This window comes from Variovorax sp. CF079, assembly GCF_900101545.1.
Classification (GTDB): domain Bacteria; phylum Pseudomonadota; class Gammaproteobacteria; order Burkholderiales; family Burkholderiaceae_C; genus Variovorax.
Window position 1 is genome coordinate 249777 of sequence record NZ_FMZU01000005.1, and the last position, 23513, is coordinate 273289.

Annotated in this window: 26 protein-coding genes; 13 read left to right on the forward strand and 13 right to left on the reverse strand. The window is 66.4% G+C overall.

The genetic code is table 11. The features are described from left to right. Positions 1-127 precede the first annotated feature (127 nt). The 4 genes from BLS74_RS08745 to BLS74_RS34345 all read right to left on the reverse strand — a co-directional run bounded on the left by BLS74_RS08745 (position 128) and on the right by BLS74_RS34345 (position 2835). On the reverse strand, positions 128-1519 hold the full coding sequence (locus tag BLS74_RS08745) for a sensor histidine kinase (RefSeq protein WP_093104528.1): 1392 nt from the start codon (positions 1517-1519) through the stop codon (positions 128-130). Beyond that, on the reverse strand, positions 1506-2180 hold the full coding sequence (locus BLS74_RS08750; protein ID WP_093104530.1) for a response regulator transcription factor: 675 nt from the start codon (positions 2178-2180) through the stop codon (positions 1506-1508). Before BLS74_RS08750 ends, BLS74_RS08745 begins: the two co-directional genes overlap by 14 nt. Positions 2181-2250: 70 nt before the next feature. Then, a complete protein-coding gene (locus BLS74_RS08755; protein WP_093104532.1) occupies positions 2251-2634 on the reverse strand; it encodes a hypothetical protein in 384 nt (127 codons plus the stop codon). 33 nt (positions 2635-2667) lie between these two features. Continuing rightward, entirely contained in the window at positions 2668-2835 is a 168-nt protein-coding gene (locus BLS74_RS34345; RefSeq protein WP_170855548.1) for a hypothetical protein, read from the reverse strand. A 273-nt stretch (positions 2836-3108) separates the two neighbouring features. Here BLS74_RS34345 and BLS74_RS08760 point away from each other — a divergent pair, with 273 nt between their 5' ends. Next, positions 3109-3597, forward strand: coding sequence for an adhesin (locus BLS74_RS08760; RefSeq protein ID WP_093104533.1), 489 nt, complete (start codon positions 3109-3111; stop codon positions 3595-3597). Between the two features lie 75 nt (positions 3598-3672). Beyond that, entirely contained in the window at positions 3673-4128 is a 456-nt protein-coding gene (locus BLS74_RS08765) for a GNAT family N-acetyltransferase (RefSeq protein ID WP_093104535.1), read from the forward strand. Here BLS74_RS08765 and BLS74_RS33770 read toward each other — a convergent pair. Then, complete coding sequence (locus BLS74_RS33770) at positions 4109-5422, reverse strand: nucleotide disphospho-sugar-binding domain-containing protein (protein ID WP_139191656.1); 1314 nt, start codon at positions 5420-5422, stop codon at positions 4109-4111. The genes BLS74_RS08765 and BLS74_RS33770 overlap by 20 nt on opposite strands. On the opposite strand from BLS74_RS33770, the gene BLS74_RS34350 reads away from it, so the two are divergent. Continuing rightward, positions 5402-5977 (forward strand): MarR family winged helix-turn-helix transcriptional regulator, encoded by a 576-nt coding sequence (locus BLS74_RS34350; RefSeq protein WP_170855549.1) that lies wholly within the window; start codon positions 5402-5404, stop codon positions 5975-5977. The two genes, BLS74_RS33770 and BLS74_RS34350, sit on opposite strands and share 21 nt — an antisense overlap. A 27-nt stretch (positions 5978-6004) precedes the next feature. Here BLS74_RS34350 and BLS74_RS08780 read toward each other — a convergent pair whose 3' ends face one another. After that, positions 6005-7294 (reverse strand): phospholipase D-like domain-containing protein, encoded by a 1290-nt coding sequence (locus BLS74_RS08780; RefSeq protein ID WP_093104539.1) that lies wholly within the window; start codon positions 7292-7294, stop codon positions 6005-6007. Positions 7295-7364: 70 nt separating this feature from the next. Further along, entirely contained in the window at positions 7365-8297 is a 933-nt protein-coding gene (locus BLS74_RS35055) for a hypothetical protein (protein ID WP_244503805.1), read from the reverse strand. Between the two features lie 168 nt (positions 8298-8465). Here BLS74_RS35055 and BLS74_RS08790 point away from each other — a divergent pair, with 168 nt between their 5' ends. Together BLS74_RS08790 and BLS74_RS08795 are read left to right on the forward strand one after the other, a co-directional pair. Further along, positions 8466-9596 carry a PepSY-associated TM helix domain-containing protein gene (locus BLS74_RS08790; RefSeq protein ID WP_093104727.1) on the forward strand — a complete coding sequence of 377 codons (1131 nt, stop codon included), beginning with the start codon at positions 8466-8468 and terminating at the stop codon, positions 9594-9596. A gap of 45 nt (positions 9597-9641) precedes the next feature. Beyond that, positions 9642-11798, forward strand: a complete 2157-nt coding sequence (locus BLS74_RS08795) for a TonB-dependent receptor family protein (RefSeq protein WP_093104541.1) — start codon at positions 9642-9644, stop codon at positions 11796-11798. Between the two features lie 2 nt (positions 11799-11800). Here the strand turns inward: BLS74_RS08795 and BLS74_RS08800 are convergent, their stop codons facing one another. After that, positions 11801-12706, reverse strand: coding sequence for a DMT family transporter (locus tag BLS74_RS08800; RefSeq protein ID WP_093104542.1), 906 nt, complete (start codon positions 12704-12706; stop codon positions 11801-11803). Positions 12707-12840: 134 nt separating this feature from the next. Between BLS74_RS08800 and BLS74_RS08805 the strand changes: the two genes are divergently transcribed. Both BLS74_RS08805 and BLS74_RS08810 read left to right on the forward strand, forming a co-directional pair. Then, complete coding sequence (locus BLS74_RS08805; protein WP_093104543.1) at positions 12841-13866, forward strand: alpha/beta hydrolase family protein; 1026 nt, start codon at positions 12841-12843, stop codon at positions 13864-13866. 64 nt (positions 13867-13930) lie between these two features. Then, a complete protein-coding gene (locus BLS74_RS08810) occupies positions 13931-14302 on the forward strand; it encodes a hypothetical protein (protein WP_139191657.1) in 372 nt (123 codons plus the stop codon). A gap of 18 nt (positions 14303-14320) precedes the next feature. Here the strand turns inward: BLS74_RS08810 and BLS74_RS08815 are convergent, their stop codons facing one another. From BLS74_RS08815 to BLS74_RS08830, 4 genes are read right to left on the reverse strand one after another with little or no spacing between them, the layout of a single operon-like run. Next, positions 14321-15487 carry a mandelate racemase/muconate lactonizing enzyme family protein gene (locus BLS74_RS08815; protein ID WP_093104547.1) on the reverse strand — a complete coding sequence of 389 codons (1167 nt, stop codon included), beginning with the start codon at positions 15485-15487 and terminating at the stop codon, positions 14321-14323. An 18-nt stretch (positions 15488-15505) separates the two neighbouring features. Next, on the reverse strand, positions 15506-16201 hold the full coding sequence (locus tag BLS74_RS08820; protein ID WP_093104548.1) for an SDR family NAD(P)-dependent oxidoreductase: 696 nt from the start codon (positions 16199-16201) through the stop codon (positions 15506-15508). Then, positions 16191-17159, reverse strand: a complete 969-nt coding sequence (locus BLS74_RS08825; RefSeq protein ID WP_093104733.1) for a Bug family tripartite tricarboxylate transporter substrate binding protein — start codon at positions 17157-17159, stop codon at positions 16191-16193. Before BLS74_RS08825 ends, BLS74_RS08820 begins: the two co-directional genes overlap by 11 nt. A gap of 29 nt (positions 17160-17188) precedes the next feature. Further along, positions 17189-18121, reverse strand: coding sequence for a dihydrodipicolinate synthase family protein (locus BLS74_RS08830; RefSeq protein ID WP_093104550.1), 933 nt, complete (start codon positions 18119-18121; stop codon positions 17189-17191). Between the two features lie 128 nt (positions 18122-18249). Here BLS74_RS08830 and BLS74_RS08835 point away from each other — a divergent pair, with 128 nt between their 5' ends. The 5 genes from BLS74_RS08835 to BLS74_RS08855 all read left to right on the forward strand — a co-directional run bounded on the left by BLS74_RS08835 (position 18250) and on the right by BLS74_RS08855 (position 21932). Continuing rightward, a complete protein-coding gene (locus tag BLS74_RS08835; protein WP_093104552.1) occupies positions 18250-19161 on the forward strand; it encodes a LysR family transcriptional regulator in 912 nt (303 codons plus the stop codon). Positions 19162-19255: 94 nt separating this feature from the next. Beyond that, complete coding sequence (locus BLS74_RS08840) at positions 19256-19792, forward strand: GrpB family protein (RefSeq protein WP_170855550.1); 537 nt, start codon at positions 19256-19258, stop codon at positions 19790-19792. Between the two features lie 109 nt (positions 19793-19901). After that, positions 19902-20237: a DUF1090 family protein gene (locus BLS74_RS08845; RefSeq protein ID WP_093104554.1), complete on the forward strand. Its 336-nt coding sequence runs from the start codon at positions 19902-19904 to the stop codon at positions 20235-20237. Positions 20238-20360: 123 nt separating this feature from the next. Beyond that, positions 20361-20561 carry a hypothetical protein gene (locus BLS74_RS08850; RefSeq protein ID WP_093104555.1) on the forward strand — a complete coding sequence of 67 codons (201 nt, stop codon included), beginning with the start codon at positions 20361-20363 and terminating at the stop codon, positions 20559-20561. An 81-nt stretch (positions 20562-20642) separates the two neighbouring features. Continuing rightward, positions 20643-21932: a cation:proton antiporter gene (locus BLS74_RS08855; protein ID WP_244503806.1), complete on the forward strand. Its 1290-nt coding sequence runs from the start codon at positions 20643-20645 to the stop codon at positions 21930-21932. 72 nt (positions 21933-22004) lie between these two features. Here BLS74_RS08855 and BLS74_RS08860 read toward each other — a convergent pair whose 3' ends face one another. Then, a complete protein-coding gene (locus tag BLS74_RS08860) occupies positions 22005-22763 on the reverse strand; it encodes a carbonic anhydrase (protein WP_093104557.1) in 759 nt (252 codons plus the stop codon). A 238-nt stretch (positions 22764-23001) separates the two neighbouring features. Between BLS74_RS08860 and BLS74_RS08865 the strand changes: the two genes are divergently transcribed. Beyond that, positions 23002-23487, forward strand: coding sequence for a GNAT family N-acetyltransferase (locus BLS74_RS08865; protein ID WP_093104558.1), 486 nt, complete (start codon positions 23002-23004; stop codon positions 23485-23487). Positions 23488-23513: the final 26 nt, after the last annotated feature.

Sequence of the window (23513 nt, forward strand, 5' to 3'; positions counted from 1 at the left end):
TGGTTCGGAACCACAGCGGTTCCGCCCTTTTCGAGCGTAGAGACCTGTCCTGTCACCTTTCTGCCGGCGCGCTGACAGCCGGTTGTCTGCGAGCTGTCAGTAAGCTTACAGAGCGCTGCTGCGCCGATCAGGCAGCGCGCAATGGGAAGAAGACGCTGAAGGTGTTGCCCACGCCGTCGGCGTCTTCCTCCAGCGTGATGCGCGCGCCGTGCAGCGTGGCGATCTCGCTGACGATGGCGAGACCGAGACCGCTGCCATCCTCCTGCGTGCCGAGGAGGCGGTGAAAGCGTTCGAAGATGCGGGCGCGCTCCTCGACAGGGATTCGGAGGCCATCGTCGCTGATGGCCAGGCGGCATTGGTCGTTTCCGATCTGGCCGGCCTGCACGGTCACCCGGCCGCCCGACTGGCTGTAGCGGATCGCGTTGTCGATCAGGTTATTGACCAGCTCACGCAAGCGGTCCCGGTCGGCGTCGATCATCAGCGGATGATCGGCACCTTCGAAGCCGAGGTCGATGTTTCGCTTGATCGCCTGCGGCACCCACTCCATGCTCACCTCCAGGGCGTGAGCATTCAGGTCCAGCGGCTGCAATTGCATGGAGTCGAGCGCACCGGGCTCGTTGCGGGCCAGCGAAAGCAGCTGGCGCACCAGCCTCGACAGCCGGTCGGCGCTGATATAGAGCTGCGCGAGCGAATGGCGCACCCGCTGCGGATCGTTCTCCCGCAGCGCCAGCTCGATCTGGGCCTTCAGGCCGCTGACCGGTGTCTTCAGCTGGTGAGCGGCGTCCGCCACGAAGCGGTTCTGGAAATCGAAGGTGCGCCCAAGGCGTGCCATCAACTCGTTGACGTCATCCACCAGCGGCCGCACCTCTCCCGGAACGTCGTGGGTGTCGACCGGGCTCAGGTCGAGGTGCGAGCGGTCTGATACGGCACGCCGCAGCCGCTGCAGCGGCTCGAGCCCACGCGAAACCCCGAACCAGACCACCGCTGTCGCCATGACGATCAGGAGCAGCTGCGGCAGCACCACATTGGCGACCATCTCCCAGGTGAAGCGCGCTCGCTTGTTGAGCGTTTCGGCCACCTGCACCAGAACCAGCGGAGGCCCGGCGTCCGGACCGATGGGCATCCACGCCACCATCATTCTCACCGGCTCCCCGCGCACCACATCGCCGTAGAAGTCCGGCTTGGCGGTCTTTTCAACGCGCGGTGGAGGCAATTGCGCATCGCCGCCCAAATTGGCTCCGTCCTCGCCGACAACGCGGTAGAAGAGCTGGTCTTCCTGATCCAGCAACAGGATGTTGGCCGCGACCTCCGAGAGCTCGAGCCGGGGACGTGTTCCGTCGAGCTTCACATGCAGCGCGATCTCGCGTCCGATCTCGTGCAGCGCGCGGTCGTAGGCGAGGTTGGAGAACCGCAGCGAGTTCCAGTAGGCGGCGGCGGTATCGAGCACCAGCAGTACGGCGAGCGGCCCGAGCAGCCAAGCCAGCAGCTTGCGCTGCAGCCGAGGCTCAGGCCTCCACATCGCTGCTGTCGATCAGGTAGCCCATGCCGCGCACGGTGCGGATCTCGCAACCGAGCGGCTCCAGCTTCTTGCGCAGCCTGTAGACGTTGACCTCGATCGCGTTGTCGCCGACCTCTTCGCCCCAGCCATAGAGATGGTTGACCATGTGCTCCTTGCTCACGACACGCCCCGCGCGCATCAGCAGCAGTTCCAGCAAGGCGAGTTCGCGCGGCGACAGATCCAACGGCCGCTTTTCGTGGAACACGCGGCGGCCCACGGTATCGAAGCGCAGCCGACCATGTTCGAGGTAGGGTGTGGACCGGGTACTGCGGCGCAGCAGCGCCCGCACGCGCGCTTCCAGCTCCGGCAGGTCGAACGGCTTGGCCAGGTAATCGTCGGCGCCCAGATCGAGCCCGCGGACACGGTCTGCGAGGGTGTCGAAGGCGGTGAGCATCAGCACGGGCGTCGTGGACTTGCGCCCCCGGAGGCGCTTCAGCACATCCAGTCCGCTCAGCCCCGGCAAGCCGATGTCCAGGATTGCCAGGTCATAGATGCCCAGGGCGAGGGCATGGTCGGCCTCCTCGCCGGTGGAGACGACGTCGACGGCATGGGCGGACTGCACCAGCGCGCGCGAAAGCGCATCCGCCAGCACCCGATCATCCTCGACGAGCAATATCCGCATTGATTTCCTGACTGCGTGTCTCCTGGCGATGCTAACCGCAAGCCTCTTGCGCGCCAGGCCGTTTCCGGTTTCACAGAGCGCGCCATGCGTCGAGGCAGTGAGCGGCAAGTGCGGTGATCCAGAAGGGCTCATCCGGATCGAAGGCAAGTCCGAACCTGGGAGAGACGATAAAGCCTGCCCTCTCGAACGCAGACGAATCCGCGGTGCGAATGAAGGATGCAAGCACGGTGAATGGCACCGACAGATTGCCGATGTTCACCACCGGCGCTTGCATGGTGATCTCTTCCAACCTGCCGCTGTCCTGAAATCGGTAGATGACCGATTCGTAGTCGAGCTCATGGAGTCCGACGCCGTTTCGGCTCGTTCTCGCGGGCTTGCCTCGCATCTTCACCACCTCTTCTCTTGAAGACGAGAACGGTGTTTGATCGACGCTGATGAACGGGTCGAGGTTCATTCGATCACCTGCGCGGCTGCAGCGTCAGCCCGATCAGCCGCGAGACACGAACAGCACCAAGAGCCCGAACACGGCCAGTGCGTGGGCTCCCGCGCGAGTCGACTCGACAAAGGGGTAGACGAGGATGCCAGCCAGCTGCACCAGCAGCAGGACTGCCGAGGGATGACGCCGGGTCTGAGCAAGCGCTCGAAGGTAGTTCATGGGTGGTCCGTGGGCTGTTCAGAGCAGGGGCGCGAGCATCGGGCAATTTTCTACACTTGCTCAGCCGCTGGGCGAGGCATGTGACTTGCACAACTCGTTACGACGCGCGCGGGCCCAACGTATCAGCCCTTCATCTCGCCGACAGCCACTTCCCACACCCATGAGCGGCACATCCGCACATGGCGACATGCGACGCCTCGCCTACGGTTCACCCCGAACTGGCCGCAAGCCGGTTCGTTGTCAGTGACCATTCAATGAAAGGGACCGTCACACATGAAGATGCATAACCAACACCGTATCGCGCTCGGCGCATTGCTCGCGGGTCTTCTCGCCATGAGCGGATTCGCCCAGGCACAGTCCGTCGGCGTGGGCGTAGGCGTGGGTGCCGACGTCAACACATCGGGCAAAGCCAATGCAGCGCCCAAGCAAGGCACTACGGGTGCAGGCGCCAAGGCCGGCGCGCGCACCGATGCGGGCGCGCAGACCAGGGCTGGTAGCGCAGGCGCCGGAACGGCGACCGAAGCGGTTGGCAACGCGACGAGCGGCGCCGGCGGAACCATCGGCGGCGTGGTCGGGGGCGCCACGGGTGCGGTGGGTGGCGCGACCAATGCGGTCGGCGGCGCCACGAATGCCGTGGGCAGCACGGTCGATGGCGCGGCCGGAGCCGCGGGCTCGGCCGGCGATGCACTGAAGCCCAGTGGCGCCGGCGCCAAGGCCGGCGGCAAGGCTCAAGGGTCGGGCTCGCTCGGCGTCAGCAAGTAAGCAAGAGGTCGGTCGCAAAAGCCCGCAGCGCTCGCGCGTTGCGGGCTTTTTTTTGATTGAGAATCGCGCGAACATATGAAGATCGAAATCGACGACCTCTCGCGCCCCGAAATCCATGCACTGCTCGATGAGCACCTGCAGAACATGTATGCGGTGTCGCCGCCCGAGAGCGTTCACGCGCTCGATCTGGCCAAGCTTCGCCAGCCCGGGATCACCTTCTGGTCTGCTTGGAACGGCTCGCTCCTGCTGGGTTGCGGCGCCCTCAAAGAACTGGATCTGGAGCATGGCGAAATCAAGTCGATGCGCACGCCCAGCGCACGTCGCCGCCAAGGCGCCGGACGCGCGATCCTCGCCCACATCATCGAGGTCGCAAGGTCTCGCGGCTATCGGCGCCTGAGCCTCGAGACGGGCCGGCAGGAGGCCTTCGAGCCTGCCCACAGACTCTACGAGAGTTTTGGGTTCGCGCGCAGCGGGCCCTTCGGTGACTATGCCGAAGACCCGTACAGCGTGTTCATGACGATGCGGCTGTAGCCATCGTCACGTCGCCACGCGCGCGTTCGCGAAGGTGCTCGATCACGGCCTCGGCAGCGCGACCGGCGCCATCGACATCGATGTAGTGCTGCCGCGTGCGCGCGGCGGCCGCCGCGTATGCCGGCTGGGTGACGATCTCGCGCACCGCCCGCGCAACCTTCGCTTCGTCCGCGCGTCGCGGGCCGATCGCGATGGCCATGCCCTGGCGCACGGCCAGGGCCACGTTGAGTTCCTGCTCAGGCTGCAGGGGAAAGCCGACAAAGGGAGTGCCGCCGGCCATTGCCGTCTGCACGCTGCCCTGGCCGCCCATGATCAGCGCCACCGCGACGCGCGGCATGATGCGATGGCTTGGAAGGATGCCTTCCACCAGGACGTCGGAGTTCTCCAGGTCGCGCAGTTCATGGATTGTTGCGCCAACGAGCACCCGCAGGCCCGCATCACGGACGCCGGACACGACACGTCGTATGTACGCCGGCGTGCTGGACGACAGGCAGACGTAGGCCGTGGATCGCGCATCGCCGAGGAAGGCTTCCACGCGCGCGGAAATGGGCAGGTCGAGCCGGGCATAGAGCGGGCCGACGTAGCGCAGCCTCGTGTCTACCCGGTAGGCCCCGTGACCATTCGGCCTCCATGCCGACATGTCGGCGTCGGAGATGCCGAGCACCTCGGGAACGTCGGTGACCAAGGTCAGATCGCCGAGCATCAGCGCGGCCAGGCTGGGCACAGGTTCGACGCCGAGTTCCGCCGCGATCTCGTTAAGGAATGCGACCGGCCCACGCATGCGCGGCGGCCCGAGATTGGCCATCAGCTTCTGCATCGGAGCCGGCAGCCAATCGAGCTGGGGAACCGGCGACTGCGATGGTGCGGGTGCAAGGCCCTGCTCGAACACCGGTGGAACATAGGACCCGCCATGCGAAGCGGCGAGCGGGATGCCGACCACCCGCGCCGAAAGGTAAGCCGTCAGCGTGAACCCGATCACGACCATGCTGGCCGCGTGCGCACGCAGGAACTCGACCTCGCTGCGCACGCCGGCGCGCACTTCGTCCGCCGGCTGGAGCCGGGCGCCGGGCTTGCCGAGCGTGACGATGCCGGCCAAGTATTCCTCGCAGCGCCGGTCGTCCATTGCCGGTGCCAGCAGCGTGTAGGGCATGCCTGCCTCGTCGAGCACGCGCGTGTAGGGGCCGCCATGCGTGGCGACGGCGACCTGTTCGCCGCGCTGCACAAGCGCGCGCGCAATGGCCAGCATGCGCGAGGTCTCGGAGAGAAAGCCGCAGTGGGGGAACAGCGCGATCATGATGCCACCTCACTTCAGGAGTCGTCAGGCCGATCGAATATAGGTAATATATTCCCTATGGAGTTGCGCCGTCAAATTCTTAGCCTCGGACTCGAGGCCGATCGCGATGCCGAGCAGGCCGAGCGCGTCCTGCTGTTCCGGCTTCTGCTCGCCAACGGCATGGAGCTGCGCACGCGCATGGATCGGCAGCTTTCGGACAGCGGCCTCACGACCCAGCAGGCGATGGTGCTGCAGGTGTTGCAAGGTCAGGCCGAGGCGCCGACGCTCAAGCAACTGGCCTCAACGCTGGCAATGAGCCACCAGAACCTCAAGCAGATCGCCAACGTGCTCGAGCGCAAAGGCTTCCTCGAGATCACCACGGACGAGCAGGACGGTCGCGTGCGCCGCCTGCACCTCACGAAGCTGCACCATCGCTTCTGGAAGCGCCGGAACACGGACGACCACGCGGAGGTCGGGCAGTGGACAGCGGCGCTGTCGCTCGCCGAAGTTCGCGCCCTCGTGCGAGGGCTGGACAAGCTGCATCGCGCATTGATGCAATCGAGGGGAGAGCGATAGCCGGCGGCATCGCCCGAGGCGTCCGTCTCACAGCAGCTCGTTGAACACGTAGAGCACGTTGTCCTTGCAGCGGTGCCACAGCCCGCGGCGCGCCCACGCGTCGGCCTGCAGCTCGATGCAGTCGCGCGTGTCGCACTCGAAGATCTCTTCGAGCTGCGCGGCCAGCGCCTCGTCGCGCAGGCCGAGCGTGATCTCGTCGTTGGTCTCGAAGGAGCGATCGTCGAAGTTGCTCGAACCGATGGCGCACCAGGCGCCGTCGATGGTCATCACCTTCTGGTGCAGCAGGCACTTCTGGTATTCGAAGATGCGCACGCCGCCGGCCAGCAGCAAATGAAAGTTGCGGTGTGCGGCGTGCTGCACCATGGGCATGTCGGAGGCCTCGGTGGAGGGCACCATCACGCGCACGTCGACCCCGCGCTGCGCCGCCTCGCACAGCGCGTCGATGGCCTCGCGGTCCGGCAGGAAGTAAGGGTTCTGGATGCGGATGCGCTTGCGCGCGACGCACACCACCAGGTGGTGCAGGATCTTCACCGCCGGCGGCGAGCCTTCGGGCTTGAGGCTCGCGACATGCACCGCCACCTCGCCCACGCGCTCGAGCGGCGGGAACACCGCGTCGCCGACGAACAGCTCGCCGGTGTCTTCCACCCAGTTCTCGCTGAAGGCGGCCTGCACCGCATGCACGATGGGCCCGCGCAGGCGCACGCCGAGGTCGCGCACGTGCTCACGGTCTTGCCCGTCGCCGAGCCAGCCGTCGACGATGCAATGGCCGCCGACCAGCGCCACCTTGCCGTCGACCACCACCAGCTTGCGATGGTCGCGGTCGTTGAAGACGCCGATGTTGCGCACGTGGCGCGGGTGGTGCATCGCGAGCCGGCAGCCGGCCTCGCGCAGGCGGCGCGAGGCGCCCTCGCCCATCTTCTTTCCGCCATCGGCGTCGACCAGCACGCGCACCGGCACGCCGGCGCGGCGGCGTTCGACGAGCGCATCGACCAGGCGCGTGCCGAGAACGCCTTCTTTCCACAGGAAGGTCTCAAAGTGCACCGAGCAGGTGGCGGCGCGGATCTCTTCGAACATCGCGTCGAAGAAGGCGCCGTTCGCCAGCAGCTCGACCGCGTTGCCTTCGTAGATCGTGCCTTGCGTCAGACCGGACAGCGATGGCATCAGTTCGGTGATCGGCGCATCGCAGTCGATTGCGAGGCGTGGATCGCGGTGACGGCGGATCGACCAGATGACGAGCCCGAGCAGGACGACCAGGAGCGCCAGCACGAAGGCGAGTGCCGAGGGCCACGAGAGCGTTGCCAGGAAACCATCGCTCATGTAGCCCTTTCGCAGAATGCCGGTGCGCGGGATCGTAAGCGCTGGACCGGCGCCAGGCCCTGGTCTTCGATCAGCGGTAGCCTGCTTCGTTGGCGTTGTGGATGATCCAGATCAGGTGGCCGCTGGAGAAATCGCCCATGCCGCCGCCGGCGAAGATGAGGCGGCCCTGGCCCTTGTAGGTCATCTCGAAGCGATGCCGGTCGGCGCCGAAGTAGAAGGGGATCCAGGCCTTGCCCGTGATGTAGGCGCCCTGGTCGGTGGGCGGGCCCGCGAGGTCGGTCACCTGGCGCGCCGGCATGCCGATCTGCAACTTGCTGAACTTGCTGTTGGGCGCGGGGTTGCCGGTGATCTCGCCCTCGTAGTCGTTCAGGCCTTTCACGGTGCGGCCGCTGCCGGCCTCGACCTTGGATGAATCGACCACGTTGCCTTGCGCGTCCATGCCGGCCTTGGCGACGCCGCCGCTCGAACGGGCGGGTGCTGCCGGTTGCGGTGCGGGTGCCGCGGCAGGTGCCGGCGCTGCGGCCGGTGCCGCGGCAGTCCTGACGGGCTCTGGCGGTGCGCAGCGTTCGAGGTCGACGATCTTCTGCTTGGCCTTGGTCACGAAGCGATAGCCGCTGACCTTGGTGCTGATCTCGCCGCCTGCGAAGCCGGGGGCGGCGGTCCTGCAGCGGAAGTAGATCGCATCCGTGTCATCGACCTCGTAGTGCCCGGCTGGCACCCCGCGGCCCTTGGGCTTGGCAAGGTTCAGCGCCACGGTCTTGCCGACCAGCTCCTGCCTGACGCGCTTCTCGTTGCCGGTGCCCAGCACGCCGGTGAGCTCGTCGTAGCTCATGCCCTCGGGCACCGGCGGTGCCGGAGGCGCGGCCGGTGCCGGTGCCGCCTGGGTTGCCGGCGCCGGAGCGGCGGCTTGAGAAGAGGTGCGGGACTGCGTCGAGCAGCCCGCGGCCAGCACCACGATCGCGGCCGTCATGGCCAGGGTGGAAAAAGGGATCCTCAAGGTCACGGTCGAAACTCCATTGTTGATATTGATGGCCGCGTCGAGCGGCTCGGCATTCTGGCCGACGATGGGAAATGCGTTAGCATCTTTTTCCCACCCCCCTTCCCAGCCAACGCACCGCCAGCGGTGCGCAGCCAACAACCATCGTGATGGGACTCGCCGTCCCTGTTGTTCATGCTGCGCGCCCCGCTGAGACGTCTCTGGCTCAGGATTCACCGCTGGATCGGCCTCTCGCTCGGTCCGCTGCTCGCCCTCACCGCCTTGCTCGGCGCGATGCTGGTGGTGGCGCTGCCGCTCGACCGCTACGCCCATCCCGCCTTCTTCGTCGCACGCACGGCCGGTGACGCGGCGGCAGCGGCGCTGCCGCTCGAGTCGCTGCGCCAGCGCCTCCTGGCCGAGTTCGGCCCGGACACCAACTTCACGCTGCGCCCGCCGCGCAAGCCCGGCGAAACGCTCTGGGTGATGGTGCGCGGCAAGTGGGAGGGCACGCTCTACCTCGACCCCGCGACCGGCGCAGAACAAGGACGGCGCGGCACGCACGAAGGTGCGTACAACCTGCTCTTTGAGCTGCACAGCAGCCTGCTCCTGGACGACGCCGGCAAGGACATCCTGGCCTGCGCTGCGCTGGCCTATCTGTTCCTTCTGATCACCGGCCTGGTGCTCTGGTGGCCGACGCGCTGGCCGCCCTCGTTGCGCATCACGCTCCATCGCGGCCTGCTGCGCGGGCTGTTCGACCTGCACCGCACCGGCGGCGCGGTGCTCGGGCTGCTGATCGCCGTCTCGGTAGCGACCGGCGCCTACATGGCCTGGCGGCCGCTGGGCAACTTCATCTCCACCGCGATCGGGCAGCAGCCCGTCAAGCCGCCCGTGGTGCCCAAGGGGACGCCAGCCGGGTCGCGGTTTTCGCTCGACGAACTCGTGGCCCGTGCGCAGCAGGAATTTCCGGGCCAGCCGATCGGCTACATGCACGTACCCGCCAAGGCCGACCGTCCGTTGCGCGTGCGCTTCCGGCTTGCCGACGATCCGCATCCGAACGGCATCAGCTCGGTCTGGCTGCATCCGCGAACGGGCGAGGTGCTGGCGGTGCGCCGATGGCAGGAGCTCGACGCCGGCAACGGCGCAGTGGCGGTGATCTATCCGCTGCACACCGGCGTGCTCGGCGGGCCGGTGCACGAAGCCGTCACTGCCCTGCTCGGCCTCGCGCTCGGCGGCCTCGGCCTGAGCGGCGTCTGGCTCTGGTGGCGCCGGCGCGCCGTGGCCGGCGCCGCCCGCAGCAACGCACTTTCCAGCCGCACGACGTCCTGAGCCAGGCCGTCCTGCTCGCCTGATTTCTTATTCGAAGGAGAAGCCTTGTCCCCCCCAAAAACCCGTGTGGCCATCGCCATCGCGCTGCTTCAGATCAGCCTGCAAGCCCTTGCTGCCGAAGCCGATGCGTCGCCCGGCGCGCAGCTGGAAACGGTCACCGTCACCGGCGACTGGCTCGGCAGCCCCAGCGAAACCAAGGTGCTCGAACATCCCGGCGCACGCACCATCATCGAACGCAAGCAGATCGAGGAAAGCGGCTCCACCAGCGTGCGCGACGTGCTGCGCCAGATCCCCGGTGTGCAGGTGCAGGAGAGCAACGGCACCGGCGGCAGCGACATCTCGCTCAATGTCGGGGTGCGCGGGCTGACGTCCCGGCTGTCGCCGCGTTCCACCATCCTGCTGGACGGCGTGCCGCTGGCGTATGCGCTGTACGGCCAGCCGCAGCTGTCGCTGGCACCGCTGTCGCTCGGCAGCCTCGAGGCGGTCGACGTGGTGCGGGGCGCGGGCTCGGTGCGCTATGGCCCGCAGAACGTCGGCGGGATCATCAACTTCGTGACGCGTTCGATTCCCCGGCAGTTCACTGCCGACGCGAGCATCGGCGTCGAGAGCGCGAGCCACGGCGGCGGCGTCAAGACGACGCCGAGCCTGTTCGTCGGCGGCACCAACGAGCAGGGGCTCGGCCTGGCGCTCCTGTATTCCGGAACGCACGGTGACGGTTATCGCAGCAGCAACGACAGCACCAGGATCGACGACGTGATGCTGAAGGGTGCCTACCGTTTCTCCAAATACGACGACATCGCGCTGTCGCTGCATCACTTCGAGGGCAGCGGGCGCATGCCGGGCGGGTTGACCACGGCGCAGTACGCCGCGAACCCCTTCCAGTCCGACCGCCCCTTCGACGAATTCACCGGGCGCCGGACCGACGGCTCGATCAAGTACACGCACAACGACGGCATCAACAAGTTCGAGCTGCTCAGCTACTACACCGACTCCTTTCGCGGCAGCCACATCGAGCAGGACGGCACCGGCGCCAGCGCCGGCCTGCGCCGCCTCACCGCGGCCCCGCGCAACTACAACACCTTCGCGGTCGAGCCCCGCTACTCGCGGCTCTTCGATTCCGGCAGCGTGGTCCAGGAAGTCAGCATCGGCTACCGCTACCTGAAGGAGTCGAGTTCGGAAGTGGCGACGCGCAGCGCGTTCTACCGGCCGCGTCCGGGTTTCGATGCCTACACGCTGGCCTCGCCGACTTACCAGACCAGCGCGGGCGGCACGACCGCGCATGCGTTCTACATCGACGACCGGATCGACTTCAGCAACTGGACCGTCACGCCCGGCGTGCGCTACGAAGCCATCCGCACGCACAACGACGTGGTGAACCTCACCGGCAGCAGGATCACCAGCACCCTGTTTCCGAAGATCGACTCCAACGAGGTGCTGCCCACGCTGTCGGTCATGTACCGCATGAGCGATCGCTGGTCGCTGTTCGCGAACGCGGGCGTGTCCTTCGGACCGCAGCAGTACGCGCAGCTCGCTCAGGCCACGGAGGGCCTGCACCCCGAAAAAGCCAACACCTACGAGATCGGCACCCACTACAAGGGCGAAGCCTGGAGCTCCGAGCTGACGCTGTTCAACATCGACTTCGACAAGGAACTGCAGCTGGCCCGCTCAATCGTGGGCGAAGGCACGTGGACCGACCTGGGCGCGACACGGCATCGCGGCCTGGAAGCGGCGATGCGCTACGAGCTCGGGGCGCTGAACGCCGCGCTCAAGGGCTTCTCGGTCTATGCGACCTACACCTACACGCAGGCCATTTCCAAGGCCGGCGTCTTCGCCGGGCGCGACCTGCCCTTCTACTCGCGCCAGGTGGCATCGCTCGGCGCGCGCTACCAGCGCGGTCCCTGGACCTTGAATGCGGACGTGTTCGCGCAGTCCAAACAGCGCTCGCCCGGATCGCCCGACGCGGGCGCCCAGTACGTCACGCTGGAAGATGCGAGCGGGCGGCTCGGTGACATTCCCGGCTACGCGACCGTGAACCTGCGCGCGGGCTACGACTTCGGTCCGCAGCGGAGCAACCTGAAGCTGGCCGTCGGCGTGAAGAACCTGTTCGACCGCCGCTACTACACGCGCTCGGTCGACAACAACGGCGGCAAGTACGTCGGCCAGCCGCGCACGCTGTACGTCCAGGCCTCAGTGGCGTTCTGAGCTCAATCGAGCGCCCGGGATCCTTCGACGCAGGCCTTCGCCCGCCCGAAGGACCAGCCGAGGTTGATGCCCGCGGCCGCCAGCAGGATGGCGGCCACGCCGAACATCTGCACCGGATGCAGCAGATTGTCGAAGGCCACGAAGTCGACGACGATCGCGACGATGGGGTAGACGAAGGACAGTGCGCCCGTCACGTGCGTCGGCAGTTTCTGTATCGCGCCGTAGAGCAGCACAAACACGAGGCCGGTGTACACGGCACCCATGATGAGGAAGTTGCCCCACGCCTGGCTGTCGGTGGGGAGCTGCGACCAGTGGGCGAAGGGCGCCAGCATGAGGATGCCGACGCAGACCTGGATGAGCGCGATCAGGTGCGGCGGCGTGCCGGTGAGCTTCTTGGTGATGATGGCGGCCAGCGCATAGAAGAAGGCCGCGCCGAGCGCCAACAGAATGCCGGTGAGATAGCCGGCGCCAGCGTAGTCCGCATCGGACTTGGCCTGCACGATGAGCAGCACGCCGATGAAGGCCAGGCCGAGCCACATGAACTTGTTCGCGGTCAGCCGCTCGGAGAACAGCAACGCGCCCAGCAGGACCAGCATGAAAGGCTGGGTGTTGTAGACCGCCGTGGCGATGGAGATGGAGGCGCGCGAGAACGAGGCGAAGATCAGCACCCAGTTGAGCACGATGGCCGCACCGCCGAGCGCGGCCCAGCCGATGAGCCGAAGCGGGAGCTTGCCGCGCAGCATGCCCATGGCCGCGCAGACGATCAGGAGCGTCGCGGCGCCGAAGACGCAGCGCCAGAACAGCAGGTCGATGATCGGCAAACCCGATTGCACGACGAACCATCCGATGGTTCCGGAAATCACCATGGCGGCGGTCATCTCGACCGTGCCGCGCGTCCTGTTTTTCATGCCAGCCCGTTCAAACTCAAGCGGCCGAGAATGCCACGAGATGCCGGCCTTGTGCGGATGAAGTTCTCTATCCCGCAGCCTGCGCAGGCAAAACGAATACTTCCATTTTCAAGTTTTGATGAGGAGCTGATTCGATGCGTTCATTCCGTTGGCCGGCCCTGGTGCTGGCGCTGCTGTCCGGCCTGGCGCAGGCCTCCGTCGGCCTGGGCGAAATCCCCGCCACGGCCGACGACGGCCCGGTCACGCTGTACTACCCGTCGGGCGACGAGGCCCGGCCGGTCAAGCGCGGGCGCTTCACGCTGACGCTGGCGCCGCAGGGTATGCCGGCGCGCGGGAATGGCCGGCTGGTGGTGATCTCGCATGGCTCGGGCGGCTCGCCCTGGGTGCATGCGGACCTGGCGCGCAGCCTGGTGGAAGCCGGCTTCGTCGTCGCCATGCCCGAGCACCGGGCCGACAACTACAGGGACGACAGCGACCCCGGCCCCGACAGCTGGACGATGCGGCCGGCCGAGGTGTCGCGGGCCATCGACGCGGTCGGGCGCGACGCGCGCTTCGCGCCGCTGCTGAAGCTGGACAAGGTCGGCGTCTACGGCATGTCGGCCGGCGGCCACACGGCCTTGAGCATGGCCGGCGGACGCTGGTCGCCGGCGGGCTTCAAGCAGCATTGCGAGGCGCACCTGGTGGAGGACTTCCAGTCCTGCGCCGGCCTGATCACCCGGCTGACCGGCGGCATCTTCGACGGCGTGAAAAAGTGGGCCGCCCTGGCCGTGATCCGCCATCGCTTCGACGATGCCGCGCCGCGTTCCCACACCGATGCGCGCGTGGCCGCCGTGGTGGCCGGCGTGCCCTCCTCCGCCGACTTCGACATGGCATCGCTGGCCGTGCCGCGCGTGCCGCTGGGGCTGATCACCGCGCAGCAAGACCGCTGGCTGGTGCCGCGCTTCCACAGCGACCGGGTGCTTGAGGCCTGCATGCCGCGCTGCGAACACATCGCCGACCTGCCCACCGGCGGCCACGGCGCGCTGCTGTCGCCGCCGCCGCCGGGGCTCACCGGCCTTGTCGGCGAGATGCTCAACGACCCGCCGGGCTTCGATCGCAGCGCGATGCCGGAGGTGGACCGCAAGACCACCGCCTTCTTCAGCCGGCACCTGCTGCCTTGATCCGCACCGTCCAGCACACAATGCGCCAATGCTCAAAAGGTCACTTCTGCCCGCGCATATGTGGGTGCTCGTCGCGGTGTACTTCGTCGCCAGCCTGGCGCACTTCGCCCACAACGCCGAGTTCATCGCCTTCTATCCCAACATGCCGAGCTGGCTCACCCGGGAGCAGGTGTATCTCGCCTGGCTGGCCGTCAACAGCCTCGGCATCGCCGGTCTGCTCGTCGCTCGGCTGGGGCTTCGTGCGCTCGGCGTGCTTCTTGTCGGCGCGTACGGTGCCCTCGGGCTCGGCGGCCTCGGCCACTACACCCTTGCGCTCTGCTCCGAACACACGCTCGCGACCAACACGACCATATGGTCCGAAGCTGCCAGCGGGTTCATGCTGATGCTCGCTTCGGCACTGCTGCTTGCGCGTCGCATCGCCGAGTTTCGTACTTGACGCTTTCTCCGCGGCGCATCAGGAAGCCAGCCTCTTCATCTCCGCATAAAGGTCCGTCTTGCCCTCGAAGCCGATGCCCGGAAGCTCCGGCAGCACGACGTAGCTGTTGTCGACCTTGACGCCATCGGGAAAGCCACCGTAAGGCTGGAACAGGTCGGGGTAGGACTCATTGCCTCCCAGACCCAGGCCGGCTGCGATCGCCAGGGACATCTGGTGGCCGCCATGCGGGACGCAGCGCGACGCAGACCAGCCGTTTTCCTTCAGCATCTCCAAGGTCCGCAGGTACTCCACCAGGCCGTAGCTGAGTGCGCAGTCGAACTGCAGATAGTCGCGGTCGGGCCGCATGCCCCCGTAGCGGATCAGGTTGCGTGCGTCCTGCATCGAGAACAGGTTCTCGCCGGTGGCCATGGGGCCGCGGTAGTGCTGGGCGAGCTCGGCCTGCAGCGCATAGTCCAGCGGATCGCCGGCTTCCTCGTACCAGAACAGGTCGTACTCCGACAGCGCCTTCGCGTACTCGATGGCGGTCTTCAGGTCGAAGCGGCCGTTGGCGTCCACCGCCAGCTTCTGGCCCGGCCCGAGCAGCCTGAGCACCGCCTCGATGCGCTTGCGGTCCTCGGCCAGTGAAGCGCCGCCGATCTTCTTCTTGACGACGGAATAGCCGCGGTCCAGGTAGCTGCGCATCTCGCGCTCCAGGCCCTCGATGCCCTGGCCCGGCCAGTAGTAGCCGCCGGCCGCGTAGACGAAGACCTTGCGCTCGGCGCGGCCGGAGCCGTAGCGCTCGGCGAGCAACTGGTACAGGGGCTTCCGTTCGATCTTGGCGACCGCATCCCACACGGCCATGTCGATGGTGCCGACCGCGACCGAGCGCTCGCCATGCCCGCCGGGCTTCTCGTTCGTCATCATGGCGGCCCAGATCTTGTGGGGATCGAGGTTGTCGTGCTTGTCGTCGATCAGCGAGGCGGGGTCGGCCTCCAGGATGCGGGGGCGGAATCGCTCGCGTATGAGCGAGCCCTGGCCGTAGCGGCCGTTCGAATTGAAGCCGTAGCCCACCACCGGCTTGCCGTCGCGAATCACGTCGGTGACCACGGCCACGAGGCTCAGGGTCATCTTCGAGAAGTCGATGTAGGCGTTGCGGATGTTGGACTTGATGGGCTTGGTCTCTTCTTTGATGTCGATGATCTTCATGGTCGAACTCGATCAGGGTTAGCGCGGCAGCGAGGAGCCGCCGCAGATCTGGATGTCCTGGCCCGTGATGGCGCCGGCTTGCGCAGACAGGAGAAAGCCGACGAGTGCGGCAATCTCGTCTGGCCTGATCAGGCGGCCGATCGGCGGCAGCACGGGCGCTTCCGCGGCGCGCGAAGGGTCGGAGGTCATCGCGGTTTGCGTGGCCGCCGGCGACACCACGTTCACCGTGACGCCGCGCGCGGCCACTTCCGCCGCCCAGCTGCGCGCCAGCGCGACCAGCGCTGCCTTGGACGCGGCGTACTGGCTCCGGCCGGCCTTGCCCTGCGCGACGCGGCTGCCGACGAGGACGACGCGGCCGTGGCCTGCCGCTGCCATGGCCGGCACCAGCACGTCGGCGATGCGCGTGGCGGCGTCGACGTGCAAGCGCCACATCAGCTCGCCGTCGGACGGGTTCAGGCTTCCGATGGCGCCGACGCGCAGCACGCCCGCCGCATGGACGAAGGCCGTGACGCCGGCCGCCTGCCGCGCCGCCTCGTCGGTCGCGCCTGCGTCCGAGAGGTCGACCTCGACGGCCGTGAACGCGGCGTGCGCGATGGCCGGCGCAGATCGATCGAAACCGGTGACTTGCCACCCAGCCGCCAGCAAGGCCTGCGCGATGGCGAGGCCGATGCCGGAACTGCTGCCGGTCACGAGGGCATGCGGGCTATTCGGCACGGATGTTCGCCTCGGAAATGATCTTGGCCGAACGTGCCATGTCTTCCTTCTGGAAGGTGGCGAAGTCGGCGATGCTGCCCGGCGTCAGCAGCAGGCCCTGGACGGTGAGCTTGTCCTTGATGTCGGGCGCTTCCAGCGCCTTGTTGATCTCGGCATTCAGCCGCTGCGCGATCTCCTGCGGCATCTTTGCCGGCGCCCACATGCCGTACCAGCTGTAGAACTCGTAGCCGGGCACGGTCTCCGCGACCGTCGGCGTGTTGGGCATGCTCGCGATGCGCGTCTTCGAGGTCACGGCCAGTACCTTCAGCATGCCGCTCTTCGCGTACTGCGCCGACCCGAGCACCGGATCGACGAAGCCGTCGATCTGGCCGCCGATCAGGTCCTGGTAGGCCGGGCCGGAGCCCTTGTACGGCACGACCAGGTAGTCGATGCCGCTCGCGCGCTTGAGCAGCTCGGTCGACAGATGGCCTGCCGAGGCCGGCGAGCCGATGGCGAAGCTCAGCTTGCCGGGGTGGGACTTCGCATGCGCGATCAAGCCCTTGAGATCGTTCACCGGCAGGTTCTTGTTGACCGCAACGGAGAGCGGCGCCTTCGCGACCAGCGCGACGGGCTGGAAGTCCTTGTTGACGTCGTAGGGCGTCGTCTTCACCACCATCGGCGTGGTGGTGAAGGTCGACGGGCTGAAGAGGACCGTGTAGCCGTCGGGCGCCGCGCGGGCGACGGCCGCCGAGCCGATGGCGCCGCCGGCGCCGGCGCGGTTGTCGACGACCACGCTCTGGCCCAGCTGCTCGCCGAGCTTCTGCGCCAGCATGCGGCCCACCGTGTCGAGCGTGCCGCCGGGCGGGAACGGAATGATCATCGTGATGGGCTTGCTCGGCCAGGCCTGGGCGCCGGCGGCGCCTGCCAGACCGAGCAGCATGGCGGACAGTGCGCAATGCGTGAATTTTCTGCGTTGCATGGCAGTCATCCCTGGGTCTCGCCGCGCGCTCAGCGCTTCAGCAGACCCGCGTTGTCGAGCGCGGCGCGCAGCGCCTGCATCTCGGCCTTGCTCGGCGCTTCGGTCGGCGGGCGGGCGGTCGGGTCCTTGATGACGCCGGCGAGATACATACCGGCCTTCATGCGCGCATGCGCCTCGCCCGTGGGCTCGCCGCCGCCATACACCGCGTCCTTCAGCGGCGTGATCAGGGCCTGGACCTTCATGGCCTTCTTCAGGTCGCCGGCCTTGACCGCTTCCCAGAGATCGTTGATGAGGCCGGGAATGAAGGTCGCGAAGCCGACCAGTGCACCGTCGACGCCCTGCACCATCGACGCCAGCAGGTATTCGTCATGGCAGGTGAGGATGGACTTGGAGGCATCGGCCTCGCGAATCGCCTTGATGTCGCTTGCGTACTTGTTCATGTCGCGCTGGCCGACCTTGAAGGCCTGCACGTACGGCAGCTTCGCCAGTTCTGCCAGCGTGGCGGACGAATAGGCGGCGCGCGTCCAGGCGGGATACACGTGGGCCACCAGGTCCAGGCCGGCCTCCGAGATCGCCTCGAAGTAGTCGGCGACGTGCCCGGCGCGGAAGCCGAAGCGCAGCCAGTGGTGCGGCGGCATCACGTCAAGTGCGCGGGCGCCCGCGTCGCGCGCCATGCGCGCATGCTCCTTGGCTTCCAGCAGGCCTTCGCAGACGATCGAGGAGATCACCGGGAGCCTGCCCTCGAGCTCGCTGGCCACGATGCGCGTGACCTCCGCGCGCTCCTTCGCCGTCAGCGAGAACACCTCGCCGGTGTGGCCGTTGGTCATGACCGCGACCACGCCGGGCTGCTCGGCCAGCCAGGACGCATGGCGTCGCAGCTCGGGCTCGTCGATGCGGAAGTCGCGCGTGAAGGGGCAGGCGATGGCAGGAATGATCCCGCGGTAATTCTGGATGGTCGGCATGATGTCTCCTGGGTTAAAAACTCCTGGAACGGCGAGCAAGTCGCGTCCGAGTGGCCCCATGGTCGCCCTGCAGCGCGCCAAAGGCCAATGCCCGTTTTCTCTTCTTGTATGCCGCCAAAGCACCGCCGATGAATTTCTTGTGGCTCGAAGACTTCCTCGCCCTGGCCGCTACGGGCAACTTCTCCCGAGCCGCCGAGGAGCGGCACATGACCCAGCCGGCTTTCAGCCGGCGCATCCGCGCGCTGGAGGAGTGGCTCGGCGTGGTGCTGGTCGACCGCACCAGCCATCCGGCAACGCTGACCGAAGCCGGCGAGTGGTTCCGCTCATCGGCGCAGGAGCTGCTGGCGCGCGTGGCCCGCATGCCGGACGAGGCGCGCGCCGTCGCCGACGCGAGTTCGGCCACGCTGCGGATCGCCTCCACGCACGCCTTGTCGCTGACCTTCATGCCGGCATGGCTGCGCGGACTGGAATCCGGTGCGTCCGCCGGCCCGATGCAACTGGTGTCGGACGTGATGCAGCAATGCGAAGCACTGATGCTGCAAGGCCGCACGCAATTCCTGCTGTGCCATGGGCATGCCCAGGTTCCCGGACGGCTGGAGGCAGGCGGCTTTCCCTCGTGCGTGGTCGGTGCCGACGCGCTGATCCCGGTCTGCGCCCCCGGTAAACGCAACACGCCGGTCCATGCGCTGCGCGGCACGGATTCGGCGCGCGTTCCCATGCTCGCCTACAGCACCGAGTCCGGCCTGGGCCGCATCATGCGCGCCGTCCTCGGGGCCAGGCTCGAGCAGCTGGCGACGAACGTGGTCCTCACCGCGCACCTTGCGACGGTCTTGAAGACGATGGCGCTCGAGGCGCGCGGTATCGCCTGGCTGCCTGTCAGCCTCATTCAAACCGAGCTGGCGGAAGGAACGCTCTTGCCGGTCGGAGACGGCAAATGGAATGTGGAGCTCGAGATCCGGTTGTTCCGCACGCCGGGACAGCTGCCGAGGGCGGCAGAAGTGTTCTGGAGGGCGGCTATGCAATCGGCGCGACGCGTCTGAGCTATACGGTCCGGTCTTTGACAGCCCTGACCGCTCGGCGAAAGGACACTTCGCAACCAGGGACGATCTCGTCGCTGCATCGCATGGAGGCGCCATGAAGGTCGACACGTTTGACGAGGGCTTGGAGCACCGCAACATCCTGCCCTACGATCCCGCGTACTCCGATGTGTTCGCGCAAGTACGGCGATACGTCCAAGAGAATCTGGAGGGCGTGGAGCTCGTTCACATTGGGAGCACAGCCATCCGCGGTTTGCGGGGCAAACCCATGGTGGATATCGCCGCCATCACGAGCCGAGAGGATCTACGCGCTGCGCAAGAGGAGTTTGAGAGGCTTGGATTTCACCGGCGTGCCGTGTGGGTGGACAAAGATGAGAAGCCGTACGTCTGCGGGTGCATTCAACACGACGGACGCAGGTTCAACATCAACATACACATCTGCCATCGGGGTGATCCGGTTCACAAGGACTCCTTGGCATTCATGGACATCCTCCATCGACGTCCAGACCTGCGTAGGAAGTACGAGGAAGCCAAGGACCATGCTCACATGATCGATCCGGTCAATCCAGAGGTCTACAACCGGGAAAAAGAGGCTGTGATCAAAGAGATACACGCGCAGATCGGGCTGGCGTAGAGGCGGCGGGCCGGTCAGCGTGTTGCGAGACCGGCGGAGCAACCGGTAGCGGCCGACCGCGGGAAGTTGCTGGCAAACTCGACTTCTCCTTGCTCTCACTGGTACCGGTATGCGCGTGAAACCTTCCTTCTTGGCCATCGCGCTGGCTCTGGCAATTCCCGCCATCGCACAGCCCGTAGACCAGGCGGACAACACCGATTGCAAAGCTAAGGAAGCTGCGCTCGAGCGGGACATCGACATCGCCCGCTCCAAAGGCCAAATGCTGCGCCGAAGGCAGCTCGCCGAGGCGTTGGCCGCACTGCAAACTCGTTGCAAGGCGGTCGCCGCCCCGGAGCAGAGTCGCGCAGCGCGCATCGAGAGGCTGGAGCAAGAAATCCGGGACCTGCGGCTGGAACTCAACCGTGCAGAGGAGCAATTGCGCGAGTTGAAGCACGGAGGGTCGTAACGGCTCGCCGCGCATCCGTTGGGGAGAGCCCAGTTACGAGCGGACGGCGGCCCCTGCTTTTTCTCCGTTGATTGGTCGATTCCATCACGCAACGCGTTGCGCTGGTTGGGGCAAACTGACCGCATGTTCAGAGCGCTGCTTCTTCTCCTTGTTGCCCTAGGCCCGCTCTGGCTCGTCTACACGTTCGGCTTCTGGCTGCTCATCGCGTTCGTCGCGCTCACCGCCGCAACCTTTGTGTTTTCAACTGGGCAGGCGCGAGCATCCGAAGCGACTCAGGGTGGTCGGCTAACCGGCTATCACACCACCGAGTTTGCGGACTTCTAGGCAGGGCAAAGGCGCACATGACCCGCATCATTCCAGCGCTGGTCCTGGGGACGGCTTAGAGCCCGATAGCGTCGGTGCGCGGTGTGGCAGGATGCGGGCCTTCGACAAGCCGGCACCGGCCACATGTCCCTGACACTCCTCTTCCTGCAGCTCACCGTCATCCTGGTCACCGCTCGGACCTGCGGCCTCGTGCTTCGGGCATTCGGCCAACCGATGGTCATTGGCGAGATGGCGGCGGGGATCCTGCTCGGGCCGGTCGTGTTCGGCGCGCTGTTCCCGCAGTGGCATCAACAGCTTTTTCCCCCAGCATCGCTTCCAGGGCTGTCCTCGCTCGCGACCGTGGGGGTCGTGCTCTTCATGTTCATCGTCGGCGCCGAGCTACGCGCGCCCAGCGGCATGGGGGCGCAGTTCAGGGCTGCGGGCTGGGTCGGCGTATCGAGCATGGTGCTCCCGATGGTCCTGGGCCTGGCGATCGCGCCGGTCCTTCATCCTGCGCTCGCACCGCAGGGTGTGGAATTCTGGCCATTCGCGCTGTTCCTCGGCGTGGCGCTGTCGATCACCGCGTTCCCGGTGCTGGCCCGCATCCTCAGGGACCGCAACATGACGCGCACGCGCGTCGGCCAGCTGTCGCTCGGCGCCGCCGGCGTGGTAGATGCGCTGGCGTGGATTCTGCTGGCGCTGGTGGTCGCGCTGGCGAGTGCTGGCGCCGGACTGCAGGCTTTCATGCGCATCGCGATCGGCCTGGTTGTGCTGGTGACCGTGGTATTCCTCGCTGTGAAGCCGATGCTGGCCTGGTTGCTGCGCACCCACGCGCCGGACGGCGTGCCTTCGCCGATGATGCTGGCAGCGCTGCTGATCGGCATGTTCGTCTGCGCCATGCTCACTGAATGGCTGCATCTGCACGCAGTCTTCGGCGCGTTCCTCTTCGGTGTTGCTCTTCCGCGCGACGACCGGCTTCTGCACGCGCTGGCCGAGCGGATAGAGCCACTGTCGATCGTCGTGCTGATGCCGATCTTCTTTGCGCTGGCTGGCCTGGGAACCAGTGCCGGCGCGTTCGCGAACAGCGGCCTGGGCATGCTTGCACTGATTCTGCTGGCGGCCAGCGTCGGCAAGATCGTTGGCGGCGCGGCCGGTGCGCGGATGTGCGGCTACGGCTGGCGGGAGAGCCTGGCGACGGGATCACTGATGAATTCACGTGGCCTGATGGAACTCATCGTGATCAAGGTCGGGCTTGATGCCGGGCTGATCGGGGCCGAGTTGTTCACGATGCTGCTGGTGATGGCTCTGGTCACGACGGCCGCGACAGGCCCGCTACTTTCGCTGATCGCCCGGAAGAGCCCGAAGCCGATCGATCGGCCGACGAGCGCCTAGACCGCGCCCGGAGGCGCGGTGACGGACTTGTCATCGCGGTCGCATGCGGCGTGCATGAGGCCGGAAGCCAGCTCAATTCGAGTTGGCCGTCAACACCTTGCGGCCATTCAACGGTTGCACAGGCCGTGCATTCATCTTGTAGAGCTTCCTGAACGCGGCAAGCTGCGAGGCGGAGAGCTCGACTGGCGTCTTCAGCACCTGCCAACGCACCTCTTCGCTGCAAGGCGGCGTCGTCAGCGATCCCATGAAGGCGTAGTAGGCACGATCGGCAGGTAGCAGATCGGCCGGGTTGATGGCGACGTCCAGCTTCAGGGTTTCGCCTTCCTTGGCCGGCAGGTGGTCGAACACGGGCTTCAGCGCCGCGTTCTCCTTTCCGGCCTTGAACAGCACCGCAATGACGGCGAGCTGTCCCTCTGCGTTCTTATGCACGAGATGCGCAACCAAGGGGTACGCCTTGCCGTCGATCTTCTCTTCGCTCGGCGTGTGGAAATGGAACTGCAGCAGCTTGTACTCGACCCCATCGAGGGTGACCGAGCCGGCCGCGGGCAGATTCACCTGGATCGTGTGGCCGTTGTTGACCACTTCGCCGGTCTCGGCCGCGTAGGCAAAGCCGAGGGGCTTCGCGCCATGCGATTTCTCGACCACCCGGGTGTCGACGTTGATCGGCGATTGGTGCTTGCCTAGCTTGCACAGCTTGAAGCTTTCATCCAACTCAGCCCAGTGGGCGGCGCTGCCGTGGCCCTGGTAGCTCCAATGGGGATGGCCTTGGGCAAAGGCCAGGGGTGCGACGCTCAGTGCACATGCCGCAGCAAGCAACAGTTTTGATTTCATGGATCCTCGTTGGGTGAACGCCGGCGATTGTAGGTACGAGCCCTGAACACAGTCTTAATCGCCAAGACAGTTGCAGCACTCCGCCGACATGCAGGCGCAAATGCGCGAAGCTTCGTCGCTGCGATGAAGTTTCAGCGCGTCACGGTCGAGCCGTGACGGGCAGAATGCGGGCCAATAGCGGTCGTCCGCTGGACATACCTGCCGCCATCCATTCCTGTCATTCCCAAGGATTCCTTGAATGCGCCGACTTGCCAAGCCTGAAGACATTGAGGCCGTGTTCTCAATCTACGCGCACGAGAAGGTAGTACCGTTCCTCACCTACGAACCCATGTTGCTCGACGAGTTCGAAGGTATCTACGATGAGCTCATCAGAAGCAGTTGTTTCTACCTGTGGGAAGTCGATGGCTCGCTCGCCGGCTTCTACAAGGCGACTCGCTACCCAGGTCGGGTGCGGCATGTCGCCCTGCTTGGAACCCTGGCGGTAGACCCGCGACGCCACGGGCAAGGCATAGGGCATGCCATGCTTGCTGATGCGATAGAGCGGCTCAAGGCCGAGGGTGTCCGACGCATCGAGCTGTACGCCGAGAGCGACAACACGCAAGCACTGCGCTTCTATGGAAAGCTGGGTTTTCTACACGAGGGCACTTTGCGCGAGTTCTACAAACGGGCCAACGAGCCACATTACGTAGACGAGTACGTGCTGGGGCTGCTTGTGAAGGCGTGAACGCGACGCGGCGATAACTACCTAGG